The sequence below is a fragment of the Trichocoleus desertorum ATA4-8-CV12 genome (genome assembly GCA_019358975.1).
Taxonomy (GTDB): Bacteria; Cyanobacteriota; Cyanobacteriia; order FACHB-46; family FACHB-46; genus Trichocoleus; species Trichocoleus desertorum_A.
The window spans coordinates 1-18,773 of record JAHHIL010000003.1; the positions used below are offsets into that span (position 1 = coordinate 1).

General features: G+C 50.8%; 17 protein-coding genes and 1 tRNA gene. 6 read left to right on the forward strand and 12 right to left on the reverse strand.

The window, feature by feature from the left end; genetic code table 11:
* Positions 1-123: 123 nt before the first annotated feature.
* Positions 124-1,968: a PAS domain S-box protein gene (locus KME12_04295; protein MBW4486991.1), complete on the reverse strand. Its 1,845-nt coding sequence runs from the start codon at positions 1,966-1,968 to the stop codon at positions 124-126.
* A gap of 15 nt (positions 1,969-1,983) precedes the next feature.
* A complete protein-coding gene (locus KME12_04300) occupies positions 1,984-2,355 on the reverse strand; it encodes a response regulator (protein ID MBW4486992.1) in 372 nt (123 codons plus the stop codon).
* Between the two features lie 195 nt (positions 2,356-2,550).
* Between KME12_04300 and folP the strand changes: the two genes are divergently transcribed.
* Positions 2,551-3,402 carry a dihydropteroate synthase gene (gene folP / locus KME12_04305; GenBank protein ID MBW4486993.1) on the forward strand — a complete coding sequence of 284 codons (852 nt, stop codon included), beginning with the start codon at positions 2,551-2,553 and terminating at the stop codon, positions 3,400-3,402.
* A gap of 21 nt (positions 3,403-3,423) precedes the next feature.
* On the opposite strand, the gene KME12_04310 is transcribed toward folP, so the two are convergent.
* The 7 genes from KME12_04310 to KME12_04340 all read right to left on the reverse strand — a co-directional run bounded on the left by KME12_04310 (position 3,424) and on the right by KME12_04340 (position 10,694).
* Positions 3,424-4,254, reverse strand: a complete 831-nt coding sequence (locus KME12_04310; GenBank protein ID MBW4486994.1) for a paraslipin — start codon at positions 4,252-4,254, stop codon at positions 3,424-3,426.
* A gap of 87 nt (positions 4,255-4,341) precedes the next feature.
* Positions 4,342-4,800, reverse strand: a complete 459-nt coding sequence (locus tag KME12_04315) for an NfeD family protein (GenBank protein ID MBW4486995.1) — start codon at positions 4,798-4,800, stop codon at positions 4,342-4,344.
* Between the two features lie 197 nt (positions 4,801-4,997).
* The gene (locus KME12_04320) at positions 4,998-6,692 is read right to left on the reverse strand and encodes an alpha/beta hydrolase (GenBank protein MBW4486996.1); all 1,695 of its coding nucleotides are present in this window, start codon (positions 6,690-6,692) and stop codon (positions 4,998-5,000) included.
* Between the two features lie 352 nt (positions 6,693-7,044).
* On the reverse strand, positions 7,045-7,773 hold the full coding sequence (locus KME12_04325; GenBank protein MBW4486997.1) for a CAP domain-containing protein: 729 nt from the start codon (positions 7,771-7,773) through the stop codon (positions 7,045-7,047).
* 148 nt (positions 7,774-7,921) lie between these two features.
* Positions 7,922-8,341: a secondary thiamine-phosphate synthase enzyme YjbQ gene (locus KME12_04330; GenBank protein ID MBW4486998.1), complete on the reverse strand. Its 420-nt coding sequence runs from the start codon at positions 8,339-8,341 to the stop codon at positions 7,922-7,924.
* Between the two features lie 43 nt (positions 8,342-8,384).
* The gene (locus KME12_04335) at positions 8,385-9,464 is read right to left on the reverse strand and encodes a glycosyl transferase (GenBank protein ID MBW4486999.1); all 1,080 of its coding nucleotides are present in this window, start codon (positions 9,462-9,464) and stop codon (positions 8,385-8,387) included.
* Between the two features lie 15 nt (positions 9,465-9,479).
* A complete protein-coding gene (locus KME12_04340; GenBank protein ID MBW4487000.1) occupies positions 9,480-10,694 on the reverse strand; it encodes an aminotransferase class V-fold PLP-dependent enzyme in 1,215 nt (404 codons plus the stop codon).
* A gap of 196 nt (positions 10,695-10,890) precedes the next feature.
* Between KME12_04340 and KME12_04345 the strand changes: the two genes are divergently transcribed.
* Positions 10,891-11,793 (forward strand): hypothetical protein, encoded by a 903-nt coding sequence (locus tag KME12_04345; GenBank protein ID MBW4487001.1) that lies wholly within the window; start codon positions 10,891-10,893, stop codon positions 11,791-11,793.
* Positions 11,794-11,907: 114 nt separating this feature from the next.
* Positions 11,908-13,383, forward strand: coding sequence for a TM0106 family RecB-like putative nuclease (locus tag KME12_04350; protein ID MBW4487002.1), 1,476 nt, complete (start codon positions 11,908-11,910; stop codon positions 13,381-13,383).
* On the opposite strand, the gene KME12_04355 is transcribed toward KME12_04350, so the two are convergent.
* A complete protein-coding gene (locus KME12_04355; protein ID MBW4487003.1) occupies positions 13,369-13,884 on the reverse strand; it encodes a GNAT family N-acetyltransferase in 516 nt (171 codons plus the stop codon). The two genes, KME12_04350 and KME12_04355, sit on opposite strands and share 15 nt — an antisense overlap.
* A 91-nt stretch (positions 13,885-13,975) precedes the next feature.
* On the opposite strand from KME12_04355, the gene KME12_04360 reads away from it, so the two are divergent.
* The 3 genes from KME12_04360 (at position 13,976) to KME12_04370 (ending at position 16,382) form a co-directional block, all read left to right on the forward strand.
* A tRNA-Asp gene (locus KME12_04360) sits at positions 13,976-14,049 on the forward strand.
* 92 nt (positions 14,050-14,141) lie between these two features.
* A complete protein-coding gene (locus tag KME12_04365) occupies positions 14,142-15,587 on the forward strand; it encodes a glutamate--tRNA ligase (GenBank protein MBW4487004.1) in 1,446 nt (481 codons plus the stop codon).
* Positions 15,588-15,944: 357 nt separating this feature from the next.
* Complete coding sequence (locus tag KME12_04370; GenBank protein MBW4487005.1) at positions 15,945-16,382, forward strand: hypothetical protein; 438 nt, start codon at positions 15,945-15,947, stop codon at positions 16,380-16,382.
* A gap of 129 nt (positions 16,383-16,511) precedes the next feature.
* On the opposite strand, the gene KME12_04375 is transcribed toward KME12_04370, so the two are convergent.
* Both KME12_04375 and KME12_04380 read right to left on the reverse strand, forming a co-directional pair.
* A complete protein-coding gene (locus tag KME12_04375) occupies positions 16,512-17,390 on the reverse strand; it encodes a hypothetical protein (protein ID MBW4487006.1) in 879 nt (292 codons plus the stop codon).
* A 5-nt stretch (positions 17,391-17,395) separates the two neighbouring features.
* On the reverse strand, positions 17,396-18,487 hold the full coding sequence (locus KME12_04380) for a ParM/StbA family protein (GenBank protein ID MBW4487007.1): 1,092 nt from the start codon (positions 18,485-18,487) through the stop codon (positions 17,396-17,398).
* Between the last annotated feature and the right edge of the window lie 286 nt (positions 18,488-18,773).

Below are 18,773 nucleotides of genomic sequence, written 5' to 3' on the forward strand. Positions count from 1 at the left end.
CCTCTACGTCTAATCCCCAGGCAACTGGAGGATGGAAGCAAGCGTGGGAGAAGAAACGTCAAAAACACCGCAGCTTGGAGGACTCAGGGTTAGAAACCCCGTCCTCCTGTGAGGCGGGGTAGTTCATAGAGAGGGTTCTGAAGGAGCGTCACGGTTTACCTGGGTTGGCAAGCAGATGGTAAACACAGAGCCTTGACCAAACTCACTGGCGACTGTAATGTCACCCCCCATCATGTGACAGAAACGGCGACTCAAGGATAACCCTAAGCCAGTACCACCATAGCGACGTGTAGTTGAGGCATCCGCTTGCGTAAAAGGCTGAAAAATCTGTTGCATTTGCTCAGGCGTAATGCCAATTCCAGTATCAGCAATCTCAAAAATAAAACAGTCCAAGCCCGTAGCGGCTCCGGTCGCTGCATTGGTCTTACTTTTGTAGACTGTTAGGGTAATCAACCCTTGTCGCGTGAATTTAGTGGCATTGTTTAACAGATTGCATAGTACCTGACGCACCTTCATCAGGTCGGCCTGCATCAAACCCAAGTCAGAGGCTAGGTTCACCTGTATCTTGTTATCGTTTTCTCTTAAAGAGAGATAAATAGTCGCAACAACTTCCTGTACCAAGGCAGCTAGGTCAAATGTCTCAATGTAGAGATCCATTTTGCCTGCTTCAATTTTGGAGAAATTCAGAATATCGCTGATGAGTACGAGCAGATGATGCCCTGACCTACGAATCGTCTCCAGACCAGGGGTATATTCGTCGTGCCCCATTTCCTCAAGTTCTTCTTGGATGAGCTCACTGTAACCAATGACGGCATTGAGCGGAGTGCGTAATTCGTGGCTCATGTTGGCGAGAAATGTATTTTTGGCTCGATTAGCCGCTTCAGCCGCATCTTTAGCTGCCTGCAATTTAGCTTCAGCTTGCTTACGTTCGGTAATATCCCGCCAAACAATTAAGCGCCCTGTAAGCCGATCGTAGGAGTCAGTCAAGGGAGAGATCCGCAGATCGAAACAACGTTCTTCAGCCCCTGTACCTAAGCTAATTTCTGCGTGAGCTTCCAGAAGATTGCCGTACTGTTGCAACAAATGCGGCCACTGGGCCAATACTCGCATGACGGGTTGCCCGATCGCTGTTGTATTCCACCCAATCATCTGTTGAGCCGCAGGGTTTAGATCTACGATGCGATTCTGGATATCTAAAACCATCACCCCATCACTCATCCCTTCAATCACCGCGTCCCTTGCCACAGGCACAATGTCGAGCAGCCGAAAGCGAAACAGTCCCCAGGCCATTGCCATCCCCGTCACCGTAAAAGCAAAAGGAGTCAGGTCTAGATGGGGAAAAGGATTTAAGCGTAGAAGGTAGAGCGCATTAGCAAGCCAAGGCGCGATCGCCCCAATTAATAAAGCCCAAGCTTGCCCTCGATAGAGTTGAGGAGAACGCAGCAGCGCCCGCACAATCAGCAGCGTACCTAACCCAGTTAAGCAATAAGAGTAAGCGGCGTGAACCCAAAACCCGATACCGTGGGTCACCCTCATGAGGGTGAAGGAGCCAATTAGCTGCAAGCTCGTTTGGGACCAAACCAACCGATGCCACTCGTTCGTCCACACTAGAAGCGACATGGCCAAAGGTTCGATGGTTAGCAGTAGCAGATTTCTGCGAGTGATCCATTTGGTTCGCCCTGTGTACTGGAGGGCAAAGAGCAACCAAGCCGCTGGAACGACTACAATGCCCAGGTACTGAGCTTTTCCCGCTAAAATTTTGCTGGGTAAGTCAATGCTACTGACTTCCCAAATGTAGCCGAGCAACCATTCTGAGACGGCCAGCATGAACAGCCCAAATGTAGCCGCAATCCTAGCAGAACGACGTCGCCACGCTAGGCACACGAGGGTAATGGAGGCCCCAGTGGCAATGATCAGCGGAAAAGCATAAGGAGTAGACTGCCAATGCAGCATACTGGGAATTCCCATGTTGTAAGGGATAGCTTAAATGGGTTTGCTTAAAAAGAACTGCATTTTTTCGATTAATTGATTGAAGTTTACTGGCTTAGTTTCATATTCATCACACCCTGCGGCCAAACATTTTTCACGATCGCCTGCAAGGGCATGAGCGGTCAGCGCAATGATGGGGATGCTGTAGGTGGCAGGAATAGCCTTGATCTGCTGCGTTGCCTGCCAACCATCTAGGACGGGTAGGCTCATATCCATCAGAATCAAGTCGGGGGCTTCCGATTGCGCGATCGCCACGGCTTGAGCACCATCCACAGCATGTATGACTTGATAACCCCGCATCCGTAGCCGTCGCAACATCATAAAAGAGTTCACCTCGTTGTCTTCAACGAGTAAAATTTTAGTCATATATTTTCTTGGCAGCCTGCTGGCGCAATGACGGCTAACCTTGCTGCTGTATAAGTGGTTGCTGTATAACTAAGCGCCTCTATATCTAGTTGTATAGCAAGATACTAAAATAACCACCGAGTTCCTACAGGGGTTAACTGTGCCCTAGGCAAAGTGTATTCAGTGTCTATCAGTACTGTATATTTAGCAACTTCAATGCCAATCCCTGCTACCTGGATGATTCGGAATATTCGCTTCGATTGGGGGCGGCGTACTTACCTAATGGGCGTACTGAATGTAACGCCAGATAGCTTTAGTGATGGGGGCCAATTTGACTCTTTAGCGGCAGCCTTAGAGCAAGCGAAGCGTTTGGTAGCAGCAGGGGTAGACATTGTAGATGTTGGTGGTCAGTCTACGCGACCCCAAGCCGCTGAGATTGATGTAGAAACAGAACTGGAGCGGGTAATTCCAGTTATAGAGGCGGTGCGATCGCAGCTGGATATGCCCATTTCGGTAGATACAACCAGAGCGGTTGTTGCTAAAGCAGCTGTAGAGGCTGGAGCTGACATTGTCAACGATATTTCGGGCGCAACATTTGATCCAGACATGCTACCGACTGTCGCAGCTCTGCAAGTGCCCCTGATCTTGATGCACATTCGAGGCACACCCCAGACGATGCAGCGATTAACCGATTACGAAGACTTGGTTGGAGAGATTCAAGCATTTCTGCAAGATCGCATAGAGGCAGCGATCGCGGTGGGGATTGACCCTGCTCACCTCATGATCGATCCAGGAATTGGCTTTGCCAAAACTTACTCGCAAAACTTAGAGCTGCTGCGCCGAGTCTCAGAATTTCGAGCCTTAGGGTGCCCTGTTTTAGTTGGGCCTTCCCGCAAAAGTTTTATTGGGCATATCCTCAACCAACCAGATCCACAACAACGAGTTTGGGGCACAGCGGCTGCTTGTTGTGCGGCGATCGCTGGCGGCGCTGACTTGCTTCGGGTGCATGATGCCCAGGAACTACGAGAGGTTTGCCTGGTAGCGGATGCCATTTGGCGGCAAGCTTAGCTCAAGGGCCAAAAAACTCAGTTAGCCGGGATAAGAGCCATTGCCAGGACCGCTCCCACCTCCTCCATCCATGCCATCTGGAGTAGTTGGTGTTTCCATCAAGTTCTCCAAGGCTTCGCTCATCGCCTTCGGGTCCATAAAGATGACTTTGGAGTTAGGGCTTTCACTAATCTTTTCATTGGCTTCCACATACCGCTGAGCAATCAGGTACTTCAGCACCTCACTCGTATTGGGTTGAGCTTGGAGGGCTTTAGCGATCAAGCGCATCGATTCGACAGTACCTTCTGCTTCAGAAATAGAGGCACGTTTGCGAATTTCCGCCGCCCGCTGCTGGGCCATTGATTCTAAGAGAGAGGCAGGTGGCGAAATGTTTTGCACCTCAACCCGCGTCACTTTCACGCCCCAGGCTGCGGTCGCTTCATCCAGCTGATGCAAGAGGGTTTGGTTAATCTCAGAGCGAGATGAATAGGTTTCTTCCACCTTCATTTGGCCCAGGGCTGAGCGTAGAGTCGTGAGCACGAGGTTTTTGATGCCTAACTCCACATCTTCCACCGAGTAAAAAGCTCGCTCTAGTTCTAGAATCCGCCAGTAGACTACCGCGTCTGCTTTCAGACACACGTTATCTTTCGTAATCGCTTCTTGGGGTTCCACGTCCAACACTTGCTCCCGCACCGTGTCTTCCAGAACGATCGAGTCCACAAAAGGCACGATAAAGTTCAATCCGGGAACGAGCTTGCGGTGGTAGCGGCCCAACCGTTCTACCAGCGCTTCATTACCTTGGTTGATGATTTTTACAGAGCCAACGGTATAACCGACAATGACTAAGGCTAAGGCGGCAAGAATAGACTCCATAAGTTCATCAACTCCCGATGAGTGGGTTAGGCAGAAACGCAGAGCTAGAATTACTCAGACTACAACTTTTCAGTTTAGTTGTTAGTTTCATTCGCTTGAGGGCAGTCTGTCCGAAATATTCAGGTCTGGGTAATCAGTCGGGATAACAATCAGGGTGTTGCGTTGACGCCCAACCACATAGACTCGTTGCTGGGGTGCGATCGCCACATCTGGTAACTGGCAGCAAGCCTGCCACAGCGTCCCTTCATAAATAACGCGCCCCACCCCACCCGCCGGAATGGCGGTTCTCGCCCAAGCTTCGGTATCATGCTTGAGAGTTTTGGCTTCTTTCGGCATCAGCGATCGCATGAAATTAGCTAGGGTGAATGACAGCACACCCCATAAAATCATTTGGGCGAGGGGAGAAGGAATGCTGAGGGCGGCGATCGCAGTAATAATGGCGGCTATGCCTAAAGCTGGAATACTAGGCTCCGGAATTAGTGACCCCAAGGCGAGGCAGAGCATACCGCCAATGAGCCACAAAGCATGAGCAGGTAGAGTGACCACCAGTAGTGACCCGTAAACATAAGGCAGGATATTAGCTTTGCAATGTGACTAGGTGGAATGATGGGGCGGTGAGCCGCAGAGCTACAAGCTACCCTGCACGATTATTCAGTTGCTAGATCCTACTTCCAGTGTACAAACTGGTTTCTAATTACACCGAATTGTCATAAGGGAGTTTTGCCACCACTTTGAACTATCCGCTATCCCCTAGATGCTTTGCGCCGAGAGCCGAGTTGCCACGCAGAACTACCAGAGGCGCTGACGGTATAGAGCACTGAGTTACAGGCGACAAAATAGTAAGCCAAGGTAGAAACTCGCTGACCGACTTCTGTATGTAACTGCTGAGGCGGAAGAGATGCGACTTTCATCCAAGGCGCTAGACTGGCGGGCAATTGAGTGTTCAAGCGCAGAGGAATTTGAGCCGTGGAGAGCGATTGAGCATAGCCAGAGGTCAAAAACGGCTGATACAACTTAGCTTCTGGCGTGAGCTGTTTGATGAAAGCTAGACTCACGCCTTGCAGAAGTTGCCGAAGATGCTCTGTCTCTGGGCCTTGTCGCTCTCGAACTAGCGTGCTTTGGGTAATCAGATCACTAAAATTCGCTGGATCACCGACGCTTAAATGCGTACCGCCGATCGCCGTTACCAAATATTTAGGCTGAGGCAACTGGGCGAACGGTTGTAATTGGTGGGTTAAGGTAGGGGTCAGATTGTCTTCTGTCCCAGTCAGGATCAGAGTTGGGGTCGCCACTCGCTTCAATCCATCGGGGCCAAACAGACGACCAACGACTGGATTGAGGGCGATCGCTTGAGCCACTCTGGGGTCACGTAGTTGGACGCGACGTTCTGGTAAATCAATCGCAGTACATTGCAACCAATCAGCAGGAGCTAAGCCCAAGGGAATGCGCTCTTGGCAAAACTGACGCAACCCTTCCACGTTCAGTTCGGCACCTGCTAAGGCTAGGGCTGTATAGCCACCCAAAGAGTGCCCCATAACACTGACTTGATTGGTATTAAGTTTTCCTTGCAAAGCCCCAGGTTTTTGATTGCGCTGAGCGAGTTGATCGAGCAAAAAGCTGACATCCCGTGGCCGTTCCACAAACTCTGCCGCTGAAAGCAAAGTATCGCGGGCTAGACCCGGTGAAGGGCTGGCGAGCCAAGCCAGATTGCTACCTGGATGCTCAATGGCGGCTACCGTCAGACCATAGGAAGCGAGATGACGCGCTACATAAGCGAGAAAAGTCCGATTTGCCCCAAATCCGTGGGAAATCACAACTAAGGGCCCTGTAGGGCGATCGCTCCAGTAGAGATCAACAGGCAGGGTGCGCTGGCGTTGGCGATCGCGCAGCACCAAAGTTTTTTGCTGGACTTCCTGAGAACCAGACATCGTGGGGTCAAAAGTAGCCTTAAACGCTGGGCTCTCCACCTTCAACTCTCGCTCTAGAATGGGGCTGAGCGCTTGGCTTTCCCAATAGGAAAAGTTGAGTTGTGAGGCGATCGCAGCAATCGAGCTGACGTCGATCGTGACAGTCTCTTGGGGAAATGCTCTCAAGATCGCCAGTACACTTAAACCGTTTGCCTGACGAGCGGCCAGCGTCACGGCGGCTTGCAGTTGTTCTACTGTACTGCCTGGAATCGCCACCCCTAAGGCCGCTAGCATTCTTTGTCCGGCGGGAGAGCGCAACAGCTCATTCACCACCTGATCGCCAATGTTGGGGTCAAGTTCTAGGCGATCAGCGAGGGCTTTGCGAACATCGGGGGTTAGAACTAGCGCATAAGGTTTGAGCGCAGGAGACAATTCTCCAGTTTTGGCAAATGCTTCTAAATCCGCGATCGCGATCGTCTGCTGAAATGGCCCCAAGCGAAACGTCAGACGCTCTGCCGCTTGACCAGGCATGGCAAAACTACAACTAAGTGCGACGACCGCGCCACACAAAAGCCCTTGCATCCATTTTCTAGAACGTTGCACCAAGACTGTTTGGATGGTTGGGGCTGGGGAGTTAGTAATCCCCTGTTGAAGCCAGAAAGACTGTGGCATGTTCTCAGAGTACGACCAGTATCAACGTCAACAAAGTGCTGGCGAGCATTCAGCAACTAGCTCTGCGGCATGCAGGAGTCCGATACCAAAGCTGCTAATCAGACAAATTGGTAGAAGGGATCTGTCGCAGGTTGTTCCCACCTACTTTCAAAGGTAGTGGAAAGTTGAGAAGTTTGATGTGTCCTTGATGCCGAGTTTACCAAAAGATCGGTTAGGGAGTTCTGGCAGGCACCGCAAATTCTTGAGCCGCAAATTTACGTCCAGACGCCGGATCAATCACAACTCCGTAACCAAATTTGACATACTCTGGCTTCAGGATGTTCTGACGATGCCCGTTGCTGTACATCCAGCCTTTCTGAAACATCTCAATATCGCGATAAGTCAGCCCCATACTGGATTCTTGGACGTAGATGATATTTTCTCCTACACCCACCCTAGGATTGCCGCCGATCGCATGAAAGCGATTGGTTGGCGTGTGGCCCTCTAAAGATTGGTGTGCGAAATAGCGACGGTTCATCATGTCTTGGGCATGAAGCTGGGCTGCTTGGGAGAGCAAGGGATCTTCTACCAAAACAGGCAGGCCATTGAGTTGGCGATCGCGGTTCATCACCTCTAGGGCAAGCAACCGCAACTCTGGCAGGGATCGAGGAGTTGCCGCAGTCCAAAGCGTTGCAATCGGCAGGCCAATCTTCCAATTGCGACCGCCAGGGCCGTTGTAAAGACCGAGGTGAAAAACTTTTTGAGGAGATAACTCAGCCCAAAAGTAATGAGCATCCAGGGGATGACCTCGCTGAGCTTGCTTAACGTAATGGAAAACAGGAGGCAACGTCCATAAAACCGCAAATAAGGCGGCGTAGCTGAGCCAAATACTTTTAGGGCAAAACCGCTTAGTACCTGTTTTGTACCAAACTAATCGCGGCTTGGGGGACAAACTTGACATATGGCGATCGCCCCATAGGACGCAGCATTTTCCGGGTTCATCCTATAAACAAGGCAGCGGCTAGAGATACCGTAAAAGCACCATTGCGATCGCTTCTTAGAAATTCAGTGCCCGTAAAAGTGCGCCATTAACGCCATTCAGTTGAACGTTACTCTCCAGTGATATGCACCACCAACTCACGGGTATGGCTGCGCTGGCGGTGTTCCCATACATAAATTCCTTGCCAGATGCCTAGAACTAATTGTCCCTGAGCGATCGGAATTTGCTCGGAACTGTGAGTGAGAGCGGTACGGATGTGAGCAGGCATATCATCCGGGCCTTCAGCACTGTGAATGTAGCGTTGGCTATCTTCGGGCACCAGTTTAGCGAAGAAGTTTTCTAAATCGCGCAGCACGTCCGGGTCAGCATTTTCTTGAATTAGCAGGCTGGCTGAGGTATGCCGTAGAAACAAGGTGCAAAGCCCAGTTTCAATCCCTGACTCTGCCACGATCGCCTGGATTTTTGAGGTGATTTTAGCCAGTGACTTACCCGCAGTTGAGATGCTCAGAAAACGTTGGTAATGGCGCATGAATTTTGAGTAGCTGCTTGATTGAACTGATTAACGAATGGCTTTACTGGGCAAAGTGTTGCATTACCGCTTCAGCGATCGCCTGATTGCCATTGGTGCTGACGGGTTCAGGCGATCGCGGGGGTTGGGGGGATTGGTGCAAAAATTCCCAGTCAGTGTGGAAGAATTCTTCTGGCTGCAAAATTTGATGGTGAGCATAATTCTGGATGCCTTCTAGCAAAACTGGCGATTCGGCAAAGTCGTCGCGAGTAATGGTAATAATCGGCAAGCTTTGACGGCAGGCTTCGGCAAAGGTGCTGTAACCCGGTTTTGACACCAAGCGGCTACACAAAGGCATAAAGTCAACCGGACGATATTGATGATCTGTGACCTTGCGTAAGTTCGGTAAATCTGGCGCTTGGCGATCGAAGGTGATGAATTGCCAATCGGGAAAGCGCTGCAGATTATGGTAAGGAATTTCATCCAGACCCAAGCCGCCAAAGGTCAGCAAAACTGTCCGCTCTGGCGATGTATCGAGATTAAACGTGGTGCGGAGCTGAGCTAAATCAAAGCGAGGAGAGCCACCCGTTAAACCCACATCGGTAATCTGGGGAAAGGCACTCATCGGTTCATGAAAGGGCAGGCGAAACAGGCGATCGCACTGTTGGAAACAACCCCGAATCCAATCAGCAATTTCTACAAACTCGCCACCCCAAGCTTGATAAATAAAGTCCCAGCCAAAGTTGCTCATCATCCAGCAGGGCACCCCGGCGGCTTGAGCAATTTTGGCAGCTAGGGGGGGAATATCCGCCAACACCAGACCCACCCGATTTTGCTGAATAAAGTTAACTTCCGAGGCAATCAGCGATCGCTCTTGCGCCCGGATGTGCCGCAGTTTTTCCAAGGTGGCCGCTTTATCCATCGTGATGCTGTCACTTTGGATAATCCCCACATCCAAACCACGGGGACGGTGAATAAAATCGCCGCTGACATACGACTCCAGCAACCAACGCGGTGCCGTTGTCACCATTGCCACCAGAATCTCCGGGCAAAGGCGCTGAATTTCTGCCACTACTGAAGCAGCGCGGGTGGCATGACCAAAACCGTGATTGGTGATCGCCACATATAAAACGGGTCGAGACATGCCCAAGCTCTCCTACTAGCCCACCGTTTGACAAAACTGCTGCACGCCTGCCACCAAGCGATCGATCTCAGATTCTAGGGTCAGGTAATGGACACAAGCCCGGACACAATCAGGATTTAAGATCGTCCGAATCATCAAACCTTGACTTTCTAAAAATTGAGCCAGTTGGCGGTGCGATCGCCCAGAAACTTGGTCTGCCAACTGAAACGAAACCAAGCCTGATTCTGGCGGAGTGGTACGCAAGCAATGGACTGGAGGTAACTCGCGGAGTTGTTGCCAAAGATAGGCACTCAGAGCTTGAAGGCGCTGGTAGCGAGCTTCAATGGAACCCCACTCGGCCTGAGTCGCGATCGCCACTCTCAAAGCAGGGTACAGCGCATAGTCAGAAGTGGCTACTTCAAACCGTTTGCCGCCTCGTTCCCATCCGGTGGGTTGACCGTTCGCATCCGTGGTGATGCCTCGCCAGCCAATAAAGGTCGGTCGCAGGGTTTCTAGCACTTCTGGGCGAACATACAGTCCACCAACGCCTGCTGGACCACACCACCACTTATGGCCTGTAAACGCATAAAAGTCTACCTGTAGTGCTGCCAGGTCAAGCGGTAAAACTCCCACCGATTGCGCCGCATCTACCAAAACCCGCACCGGATGCTGCTGAGTTAGGTAGGCATGACAAGCCGCCACAATTTCCCCTAGAGGGAGCACCTGACCCGTATTCCATAGGACATGGCTGAGAGCAACCAGGCGAGTCTGCGCTGTTAAATGTTGGGCGATCGCTGCGACGGGATCTCCCCCATTCAAAGTTGCCATTAGGGGGCAAACATCCACCGACACCCCAAACCGCCGTTGAATTTCTTGCACCGTAGCGATAATGCTTTGGTGTTCACAGTCGGTGATTAAGATGCGATCGCCCGGTTGCCACTCAATGCCCCAAAGCGCAATATTGCAGCCTGTCGAGACGCTGTCAGTCAAGGTGATGGTTTCAGCCGTAACTCCCAGTTCTGTAGCGATCGTTTGGCGAGTTTGCTGAGTTTCCTGATGAATCCAAGTATTGGTGCTATTAGAAAAAGGGCCAGCTTGTTGAATATGCAGATGAGCTTGCTGCATAGCTGCTAAAGCCGCTTGAGGCATTGGACCCTGGCCACCATAGTTGAAATAAGCTTTATTCGCTAAGGCGGGAAACTGGTGGCGATGACGCTCTAGAAGGTGCTGAACCGGAAGCGTGCTGGTCATAGCGGCTCAAGTCATGGGGCAAGCCCTAGCATTTTAGCAATTTAAGTTATAGCGACATGAGCGTAACCTGAGAATTTCCGATAATTGAGCAGTTTGATTAGAGAAATCAATCCTGAGATACATCCCCAATTGGATAGATTCTTATAGATTAGTGAAAGAAAAATATTTAGTATTTGTGTGAGGAATTAGAGTCCCTATGGCAAACTGGCAACTTCGTAGCTCCTTGCTGAAATCTGCTCTGATTGTTGGACTAGCAACTGTAATGGGTGTTGGTGGCAGCATCAGCATGGCTCTGATCGGAGCACAGAGCGCGATCGCTCAAGAGACTCCCGCTGAAGAGACTCCTGCTGAAGAGACTCCCGCTGAGGAAGCTCCCACTGAGGAAACCCCTGCTGAAGAGACTCCCGCTGAGGAAACCCCTGCTGAAGAGACTCCCGCTGAGGAAGCTCCCACTGAGGAAACCCCTGCTGAAGAGACTCCCGCTGAGGAAACCCCTGCTGAAGAGACTCCCGTCGAGGAAACTCCCACTGAGGAAACGCCTGCCGAGGAAGCTCCCGCTGAAGAAACTCCTGCTGAGCAAACCCCCGCTCCTGCTGAGCAAGCTTATGACCAACAAGTCCTTCCCATTGTGCTCGTCTCCACTGATGGAGAAACTGTTAGCACCAGAGCCATTCCTGGCTACCAGACTCGCTTTAGCAGAATTTTGGGTAGTGGTGCCTTGCTAGTAAACGCTGAGGATCAAGTCACAGGCTATTACTTCACCACTACGGGTCTAGAACCTAGCCAAACCCTGCCTTATCACTTCCACGCAGCCATGACGGGTGCTAACCCCACTAGCTGCGAAGGTGATAAAGCTCTACTAGACTCCGAAGTAGGGGGCGATGTGATTACAGATTTAGCTGCGATCGCGCCCTTGCAATCCAGTGCAGGTGGCGTAGGTCGGGTAGGTTCACCGTTCAGTCCCGTGCAACTACCCACCCCTGTAGCTCTACAGGACATTGGTTACTTGAACATCCACTCCACTCAGGGAACTCCAGTGGGGCCTGGGATTGTTTGTGCCAATGTGCGTCTAGATCCTGCTGGCTTCATGCGCAAATAATTGTCCTATCGCTACTGCTGATGCGTTGATGCCTATAGGTTTTTCGACGATGTAGGCTGATTTAGTAGTTTCTGAGTACCACAACTAGGCAAATTTCCTGCTAGCGTTGAAGGCATGTTCCTGACTACTGAACTCCTACTACAGTATCAACGCTGTAGTCGAAGAGCCTTCCTGGATACTTATGGGGATCTCACTCGACGAGATCCTCCGAGCGACTACCTGCTCAAATTAATCCAAGACAGCACGGCTCACCGACGAACGGTGTTAACAGACTATGCTTGGCAGCAACCTGTTTGGCCGCCAAGAGATTGGATTGCCGGAGGGCAGGCTACCCTCGAAATGATGCGGCAGGGCGTAGAGTGCATTTACCAAGGCATTCTCGTCACGGAGACACCGGAAGGAGTCACCTTGGTGAGCCAGCCCGATCTCCTGATTAAACAGCCAGGTCAGTCCTATTTTGGCGATTGGATTTATGTCCCAACTGAAATCAAGTTGGGCAAGCGTCCCAAGCTGGAATATCAGATCATCGCTACATTTCACACCTATGTTTTGGCTGCGGTTCAAGGAGCTTGGCCTGAAACAAGTTGGCTAATCCTACGAGAAAAGGGAGCCTACGAAGTCGATTTGTGGACGCTGTTGCCACAGATGCAGACGATCTTGCAGGACTGTGTGGAGACGCTGTTAGCGCCAGAAGCCCCAGAAGTTTTTATTGCTCGCAATCGCTGTAATCTTTGTGGCTGGCTGAACTACTGTTCGGGAGTGGCGCAAGCGCAACGGCATTTATCACTCCTGCCAGGAGTTACTGCTAGCCGATACACTCAGTTGCAAGCCCTCGACCTAGTCACAGTCGAATCTTTAGCCAGCTCTACACCCACCAGACTAGAGACTTTACCCGGTTTTGGCCCAGAGGTGGCTCAAAGGCTAGTTTGGCAAGCGCAAGCCGTATTAGAGAACCGGGCGATCGCCTACCCAGACGAGTCACCTACCAGCCAGCCTTTAAACTTGGCTCAAGAACTGCCCACTGCTCCGGTCGAACTTTATTTTGACATTGAAGCCGAACCAGATCTGAATGTAGCCTTTCTACACGGTGTGCTCGTGGTGGATCGCCGAACTCAGCAAGAAACGTTTTATCCTTTGTTGGCAGAGCGACCAGAAGATGAAGTTTTGGCTTGGCAACAGTTCTTAGAGTTAGTCCATAGCTACCCAGATGCCCCCATTTTCCACTTCTGCCCCTACGAACCTCAAACAGTAGAGCGTTTAGCCAAACTGTACGATACGCCATCCCACTGGGTGCGTCCGCTGATCAACCGCTTTGTCGATTTGCATGAGCGGGTGACTCGTACTGTAATTTTGCCCGTCGAAAGCTATGCCCTCAAACCGATCGCCCGCTGGGTGGGGTTTGATTGGCGCGATGCCAAGGGAAATGGAGCACAGGCAATTTGTTGGTATACCCAGTGGTTGGAAACAGGCGATCGCACTTACCTAGACGCGATCGTGCAGTACAACGAGGATGATTGTCGCGCCACTTACCAGATCAAAGATTGGTTGGTGGGGTTCCTACAAGAAGCGCTCTGCTCAGAGTTGGTCTAGAGGTTCGGTTCCAGAAATTTTGCGTCCTACAATCACTAAATCTCGATCCACACCGTCTAAAGTGGCGACTTGCGGCAGATAGCCCCACTGTTGAAAGCCAAATTTCTCAAATAACTGCAAGCTGGGTTGATTGTGAGCAAAGATAAAGCCGAGCAAGTTTTTTAAGCCTAACTTTGGGCTTTGCTCAATGGCTTGCTGTAAAAGTGTTCGCCCAATCCCCTGGCGCTGATAATGTGCAGCTACATAAACACTCACCTCTGCGGTGGCTTGGTAGGCGGGTCTGCCATAAAACGACTTAAAGCTGAGCCAACCCACGACCTTTTGCTCTTGTTCCATCACCCATAAGGGCCGAGAGAGCGGGTCGCGATCGCATAACCAAGCTAAGCGGCTCTCCACCGTCACAGGATGAGTGTCAGCCGTCACCATGCGACTAGGAATGGTGGCATTGTAAATCGCTACGATCGCGGGCAGGTCAGCCTCAACCGCATCTCGAATTGGCATCTAAATAAATCCCTCAGGAACAATTTGAGCAGATGTTTGACAAACCCGTGAAACATCAGCATAATAGAAATCGCGTTCGCAAAGAACACAAGGGACTGTAGTTCAATTGGTTAGAGCACCGCCCTGTCACGGCGGAAGTTGCGGGTTCGAGCCCCGTCAGTCCCGTAAAATAAAATTTGAAGGATGAGGGATGAAGGATGAAAAAAATTCTAATTCATCCTTCATCCTTCCTGTTTCATCCTTCTACATCTTGACCTATGACTGTTCGCGTCCGTCTTGCCCCCAGCCCCACCGGGAACTTGCATATTGGTACTGCCAGAACTGCGGTTTTTAACTGGCTGTTTGCTCGCCATCAGGGCGGTCAATTTATCTTGCGGATTGAGGACACTGACATAGAGCGATCGCGGCCAGAATACACCCAAAACATCCTGGAAGGTTTGACCTGGCTGGGAATGACTTGGGACGAAGGGCCGTTCTACCAAACGCAACGGATGGACTTGTATCGGCAGGCCATTCAATCTCTGCTCGACAAAGGCTTAGCTTACCGCAGCTACGAAACGCCTGAAGAGTTGGATGCCATGCGGGAAGCGCAGAAAGCGAGAAACGAAGCGCCTCGATATCACAATCGTCACCGGAACCTGACGCCTGAGCAAGAAGCAGCTTTTATTGCTGAGGGTCGTCAGCCAGTGATTCGATTCAAAATCGAGGATAGTCGAGAAATTCATTGGAATGACCTAGTCCGGGGCAAAGTCAGCTGGAAAGGTCGTGATCTGGGTGGGGATATGGTGATCGCGCGGGCCGCTGCTGCCGATGAGATTGGGCCACCCCTCTACAACTTTGTCGTGGTCGTCGATGACATCGACATGCAGATTTCCCATGTCATTCGGGGAGAAGACCACATCGGCAACACCCCCAAGCAGATTTTGCTCTACGAAGCCTTAGGTGCGACAGCCCCGGAATTTGGGCACACTCCACTAATTCTGAACTCAGCGGGAGCCAAGCTCTCTAAGCGGGATGGCGTCACTTCCATTTCCGACTTTAAACAAATGGGCTATGTACCTGAAGCTTTAGCCAACTACATGACCCTGCTCGGTTGGTCTGCACCAGACGCCACTCAAGAGCTGTTTACCCTATCCGAAGCGGCTGAACTGTTCAGTTTCGATCGCGTCAACAAAGCAGGAGCTAAGTTTGACTGGGATAAGCTGAATTGGATTAACAGCCAATACTTACATGCGATGCCGATCGATCGCCTGACGGATCTGCTGATTCCATTCTGGCAAGAGGCTGGGTATGAGTTTGACCCCACAGGCGATCGCGCTTGGCTAGAGGAACTGACGAACTTATTAGCTGCTAGCTTGACGCTGCTAAAGGATGCGGTCGAGATGAGCCAACTCTTCTTTACCCCGATTGATTTCACGGATGGAGCCAAAGCCCAACTCCAGCAAGAGGGATCTGCGGCTACGCTGCAAGCAGTGGTGGCGGCCCTACCAAGCGACCATAGCCTGACTGCCGAGCAAGCCCAAGACATCATCAAGCAAGTGGTGAAAGACCAGAACGTCAAGAAAGGTTTGGTGATGCGATCGCTACGGGCAGGACTCATGGGTGACATGAATGGTCCTGATTTATTACAATCCTGGTTGCTCCTCCACCAGAAAGGCCAAGATTTGCCTCGCTTCCAGCAAGCTTTATCAATAGCACAGTAAATCTTCGCACAGGTTTTGTAGCAAATTAATTAGATCAAAACCAAAAGTACTGGCTGCTGAGGGAGATAGGGTGGTAAAACTATCTCAAGAAAATGGTAGGGAACTCCACTAGGAACCCTACCGTCTTTTTTACAAGAGTAATTCTCACCAATCATTTATGGAGTGGGTGGAGCGAGAGCATGCCCATTACACTCCAAACAAAAAATGTACGTTTAGAACAATCATGGCCTCTGCTAGAGACGTGATTGCTGTTCGCTACATTTCGTCGGCAAGCAGTTAAGGGCAACCAGAATGCGCAACAGTGGGTTAAGCAGAGGAGTGGGATTACCAATCGCGATCGCGATCGTAGCTGGAGGGTTGGTCACGACCCCAGCACAAGCGCAGTCAGCCCAATCTCCCTTACTTTCGATCTTCGAGAATGTTAAGCTCAGTCCCAAATTTTCCCCAGACCCCACCAGAATTCAGGGTATTAGTGGTGGCTCAGTAGCGGCTACAACCATAGCAGGGCGTAGCGATACGATTACAGGGCCATGCAGCGGCTACATGGATACTAAGCCAGACCACACCCTCTCGCTGACAGGCTTTTTCAATTACCTCAGCTTAGAAGTAGAAAGCCCTGAAGACACTACTTTGGTCATTCAAGGGCCAGGTGGGACTTGGTGTAACGACGACCATCAAGGTAAGAATCCTGGTATTGCAGGCCAATGGCTCGCTGGCACTTATAGAGTCTGGATTGGTTCTTATAAACCCGGAAGCTATCATCCGTACCGCATTAAGCTGTCAGAAGTTCGCTAGCGGTTTTCAGCCCATCGTTCCTGGAGATCAACAGACTGCCTCAGATTGAGTGGGGAGTTTATGCAGTGTCAATTCCGTTACTCCACACTCAATGCTTGAAGCATCGATTGAACTTCTACTTCAAATAGTTTAGAAGTCTTCTAGAAGCGAACTGAGTCGGCTCAGAATTGGATCAGGTTCATGAGATGAAGCTGCTGCGGCGGCTTGGGGGACTGGCTCCTTAAAGCTGAGGATAGGGGCAACGGCGATGGGGGCAGCAGTCATGGCAGGCTGAGCTGATGATGGTTCTGGCGGAGCTTCAGCCACGCTAGACGCAGGAACTGGAACTGTCAGGGCTGGTTGATTTTGGTTGAACTGACGTTGGTTGAGTTGAGATTGCAGGTCGGCAAATTGTTGAGCAATTTTAGTCTCGATCACTTCAACTTGGGTCGTCAAGTGGATGAGCTGACTAGTTAATTGATTGAGATATTCCGTCGTTGGATTGTTGGTAGGTTGTTTCCAGCTAGAGAGTTGAGTTTGAACGGTTTCTACTTGCTGCTGCAGGTTGGTGTTACTTTGCTCAACGCCTTGTAATAACTGCATAAGCTCTGATAAGGAGTCTGTGGGGTCTACCGCAGAAGTAGATTGCAGCGCCGAAATTTCAGCTTGCAATTCTGAGAAACCGCGATCGCCCTTGGTATGCAGCCCCTCTAATTGCTGAGTAGTGTGCACTAGTTGTTGGTTTAGCTCATCTAAGCGCTGAGATTGACTAGCGAGTAATTTAGCCTCTAGTTGGGCTACTTGCTGCTGAATGGGTGCTAGAACTGCTTCTAAGCCAGTATTAGAGTTGGTAAGTTGAGCAGATTCGGGGTCTAGTAAAGCTTGGTGTAGAGCTTGCTTGCAGAGGTCGCTGAAACTGTCGTACTGCGCCTCGGTCAACGCTTGCTCGATCGCCGCCAGCAAACTTTGATCAGCAGCTTCCGGAGTAAACGTAATAGATTTATTCGTCTTTTTGGCGGGGGTGGGCATGGCAGTCAGACCTGGGTGAGTTGAGGGTTAACAGTCGCCAGTTGAGCGCGGCCATAGAGGTATTGGCCTAGTGCATTCGCCTTGCGCGACGGTTGAGCCAAGTGAATCCGCAGTTGGGCTTCCTCTAGCAAGGGTTGAAAATCTGGCCAGAAAAATTCGCCTCCCCCACCACTGACAATCACATCTGTAACCCGCTCTGGAAGCCAAGCGATTAAGCGGTTCGACAATTCACGAGCAAAGCTCTTACGCAAGCTAGGCAGAATGGTATCTAGATCAGTGGGACGAGTGGCACCACGAGGTCGATAAAACCGTTGCCCCTGGGGCCGATTCACCGCTTCGATCAACGACAGAGATTGACTATCTGCCCCTTGAATTTGACTCGCCACTTGGTCGTAAAACTGGTTCATGGCAAAAGGTTCGCTCTTAGAGGCTCCCCGCGCAAACCGGAAGCGATCGACCATGAGAAAGTCGGTAGTTTGGTGACCAATATCCACGATCGCGACTGACAGATTTGGCAAGTCAGGACTCTGAGCTTCTTTTTCTTGGGCTTCGCACCAAATTAAGCTGCCATACCCTTCTGGCATCACCCAAACTTGCTGAATGTTGACCGCGATCGCTTCTCCTCGGTAAGACAAAACATGGGGCGATCGCAGCAAGCCAATCAGTTGCTCTTTCTCGCGATCGAACTGCTCTTGGGAGTGATAGGGCAAGCCTAGAACAATGGCTAAGTCGCCTGAGAGATTGAAATATCCAATACAAGCTAAAACCTTTACTAGCGCATCTTCGACCTTAGATTGGCCCACGCCTAAGTTGGCTCCAAAGTCTGCGGCTAATTGACCGATCGCGTAACCTCGGCCTTGATGCTCTAGCCAAATATCTAACAGCGCATCCGTAGAGCGGGACTCAAACCCGCCCCGACGCACCTGATCAACGCTGAGATGCGCTACATTGGCAGCAATCAGCACGACATCATCGGGATAGCGGCTGACACAGGCTTTAGTGGAAGTTCGCCCTAGGTCAATACTTAAAACCGACGTGTGGTTGGACTGACCATTGAGTGAAGTGGTCAGTGAATTAAAGGGTTGTCTGGCAGTCATCGAATTATTCACCTCTCGTTTAAATTCTTAACTGTGCATGCCCTGGATTCCACTCCTAGGAACTGATTCGAGTACCTGGGAGGGATGGTTGAATGCCGAAAACTCGGTAAAGTTTTGAGGTAGGTGTTTAGGAAATTGCTCCTAGATGAAGGTTTGAATTTGGCTGAACTGAGTGCTGGGTAGGTCTAGTTCTAATGAGCCTAGAGCGATCGCTTTTTTCTCATTTCAGCTTCATAGTACAAAAGTACTATATCTCATGTTTATGAGGAGACAACCCTCTATAGTT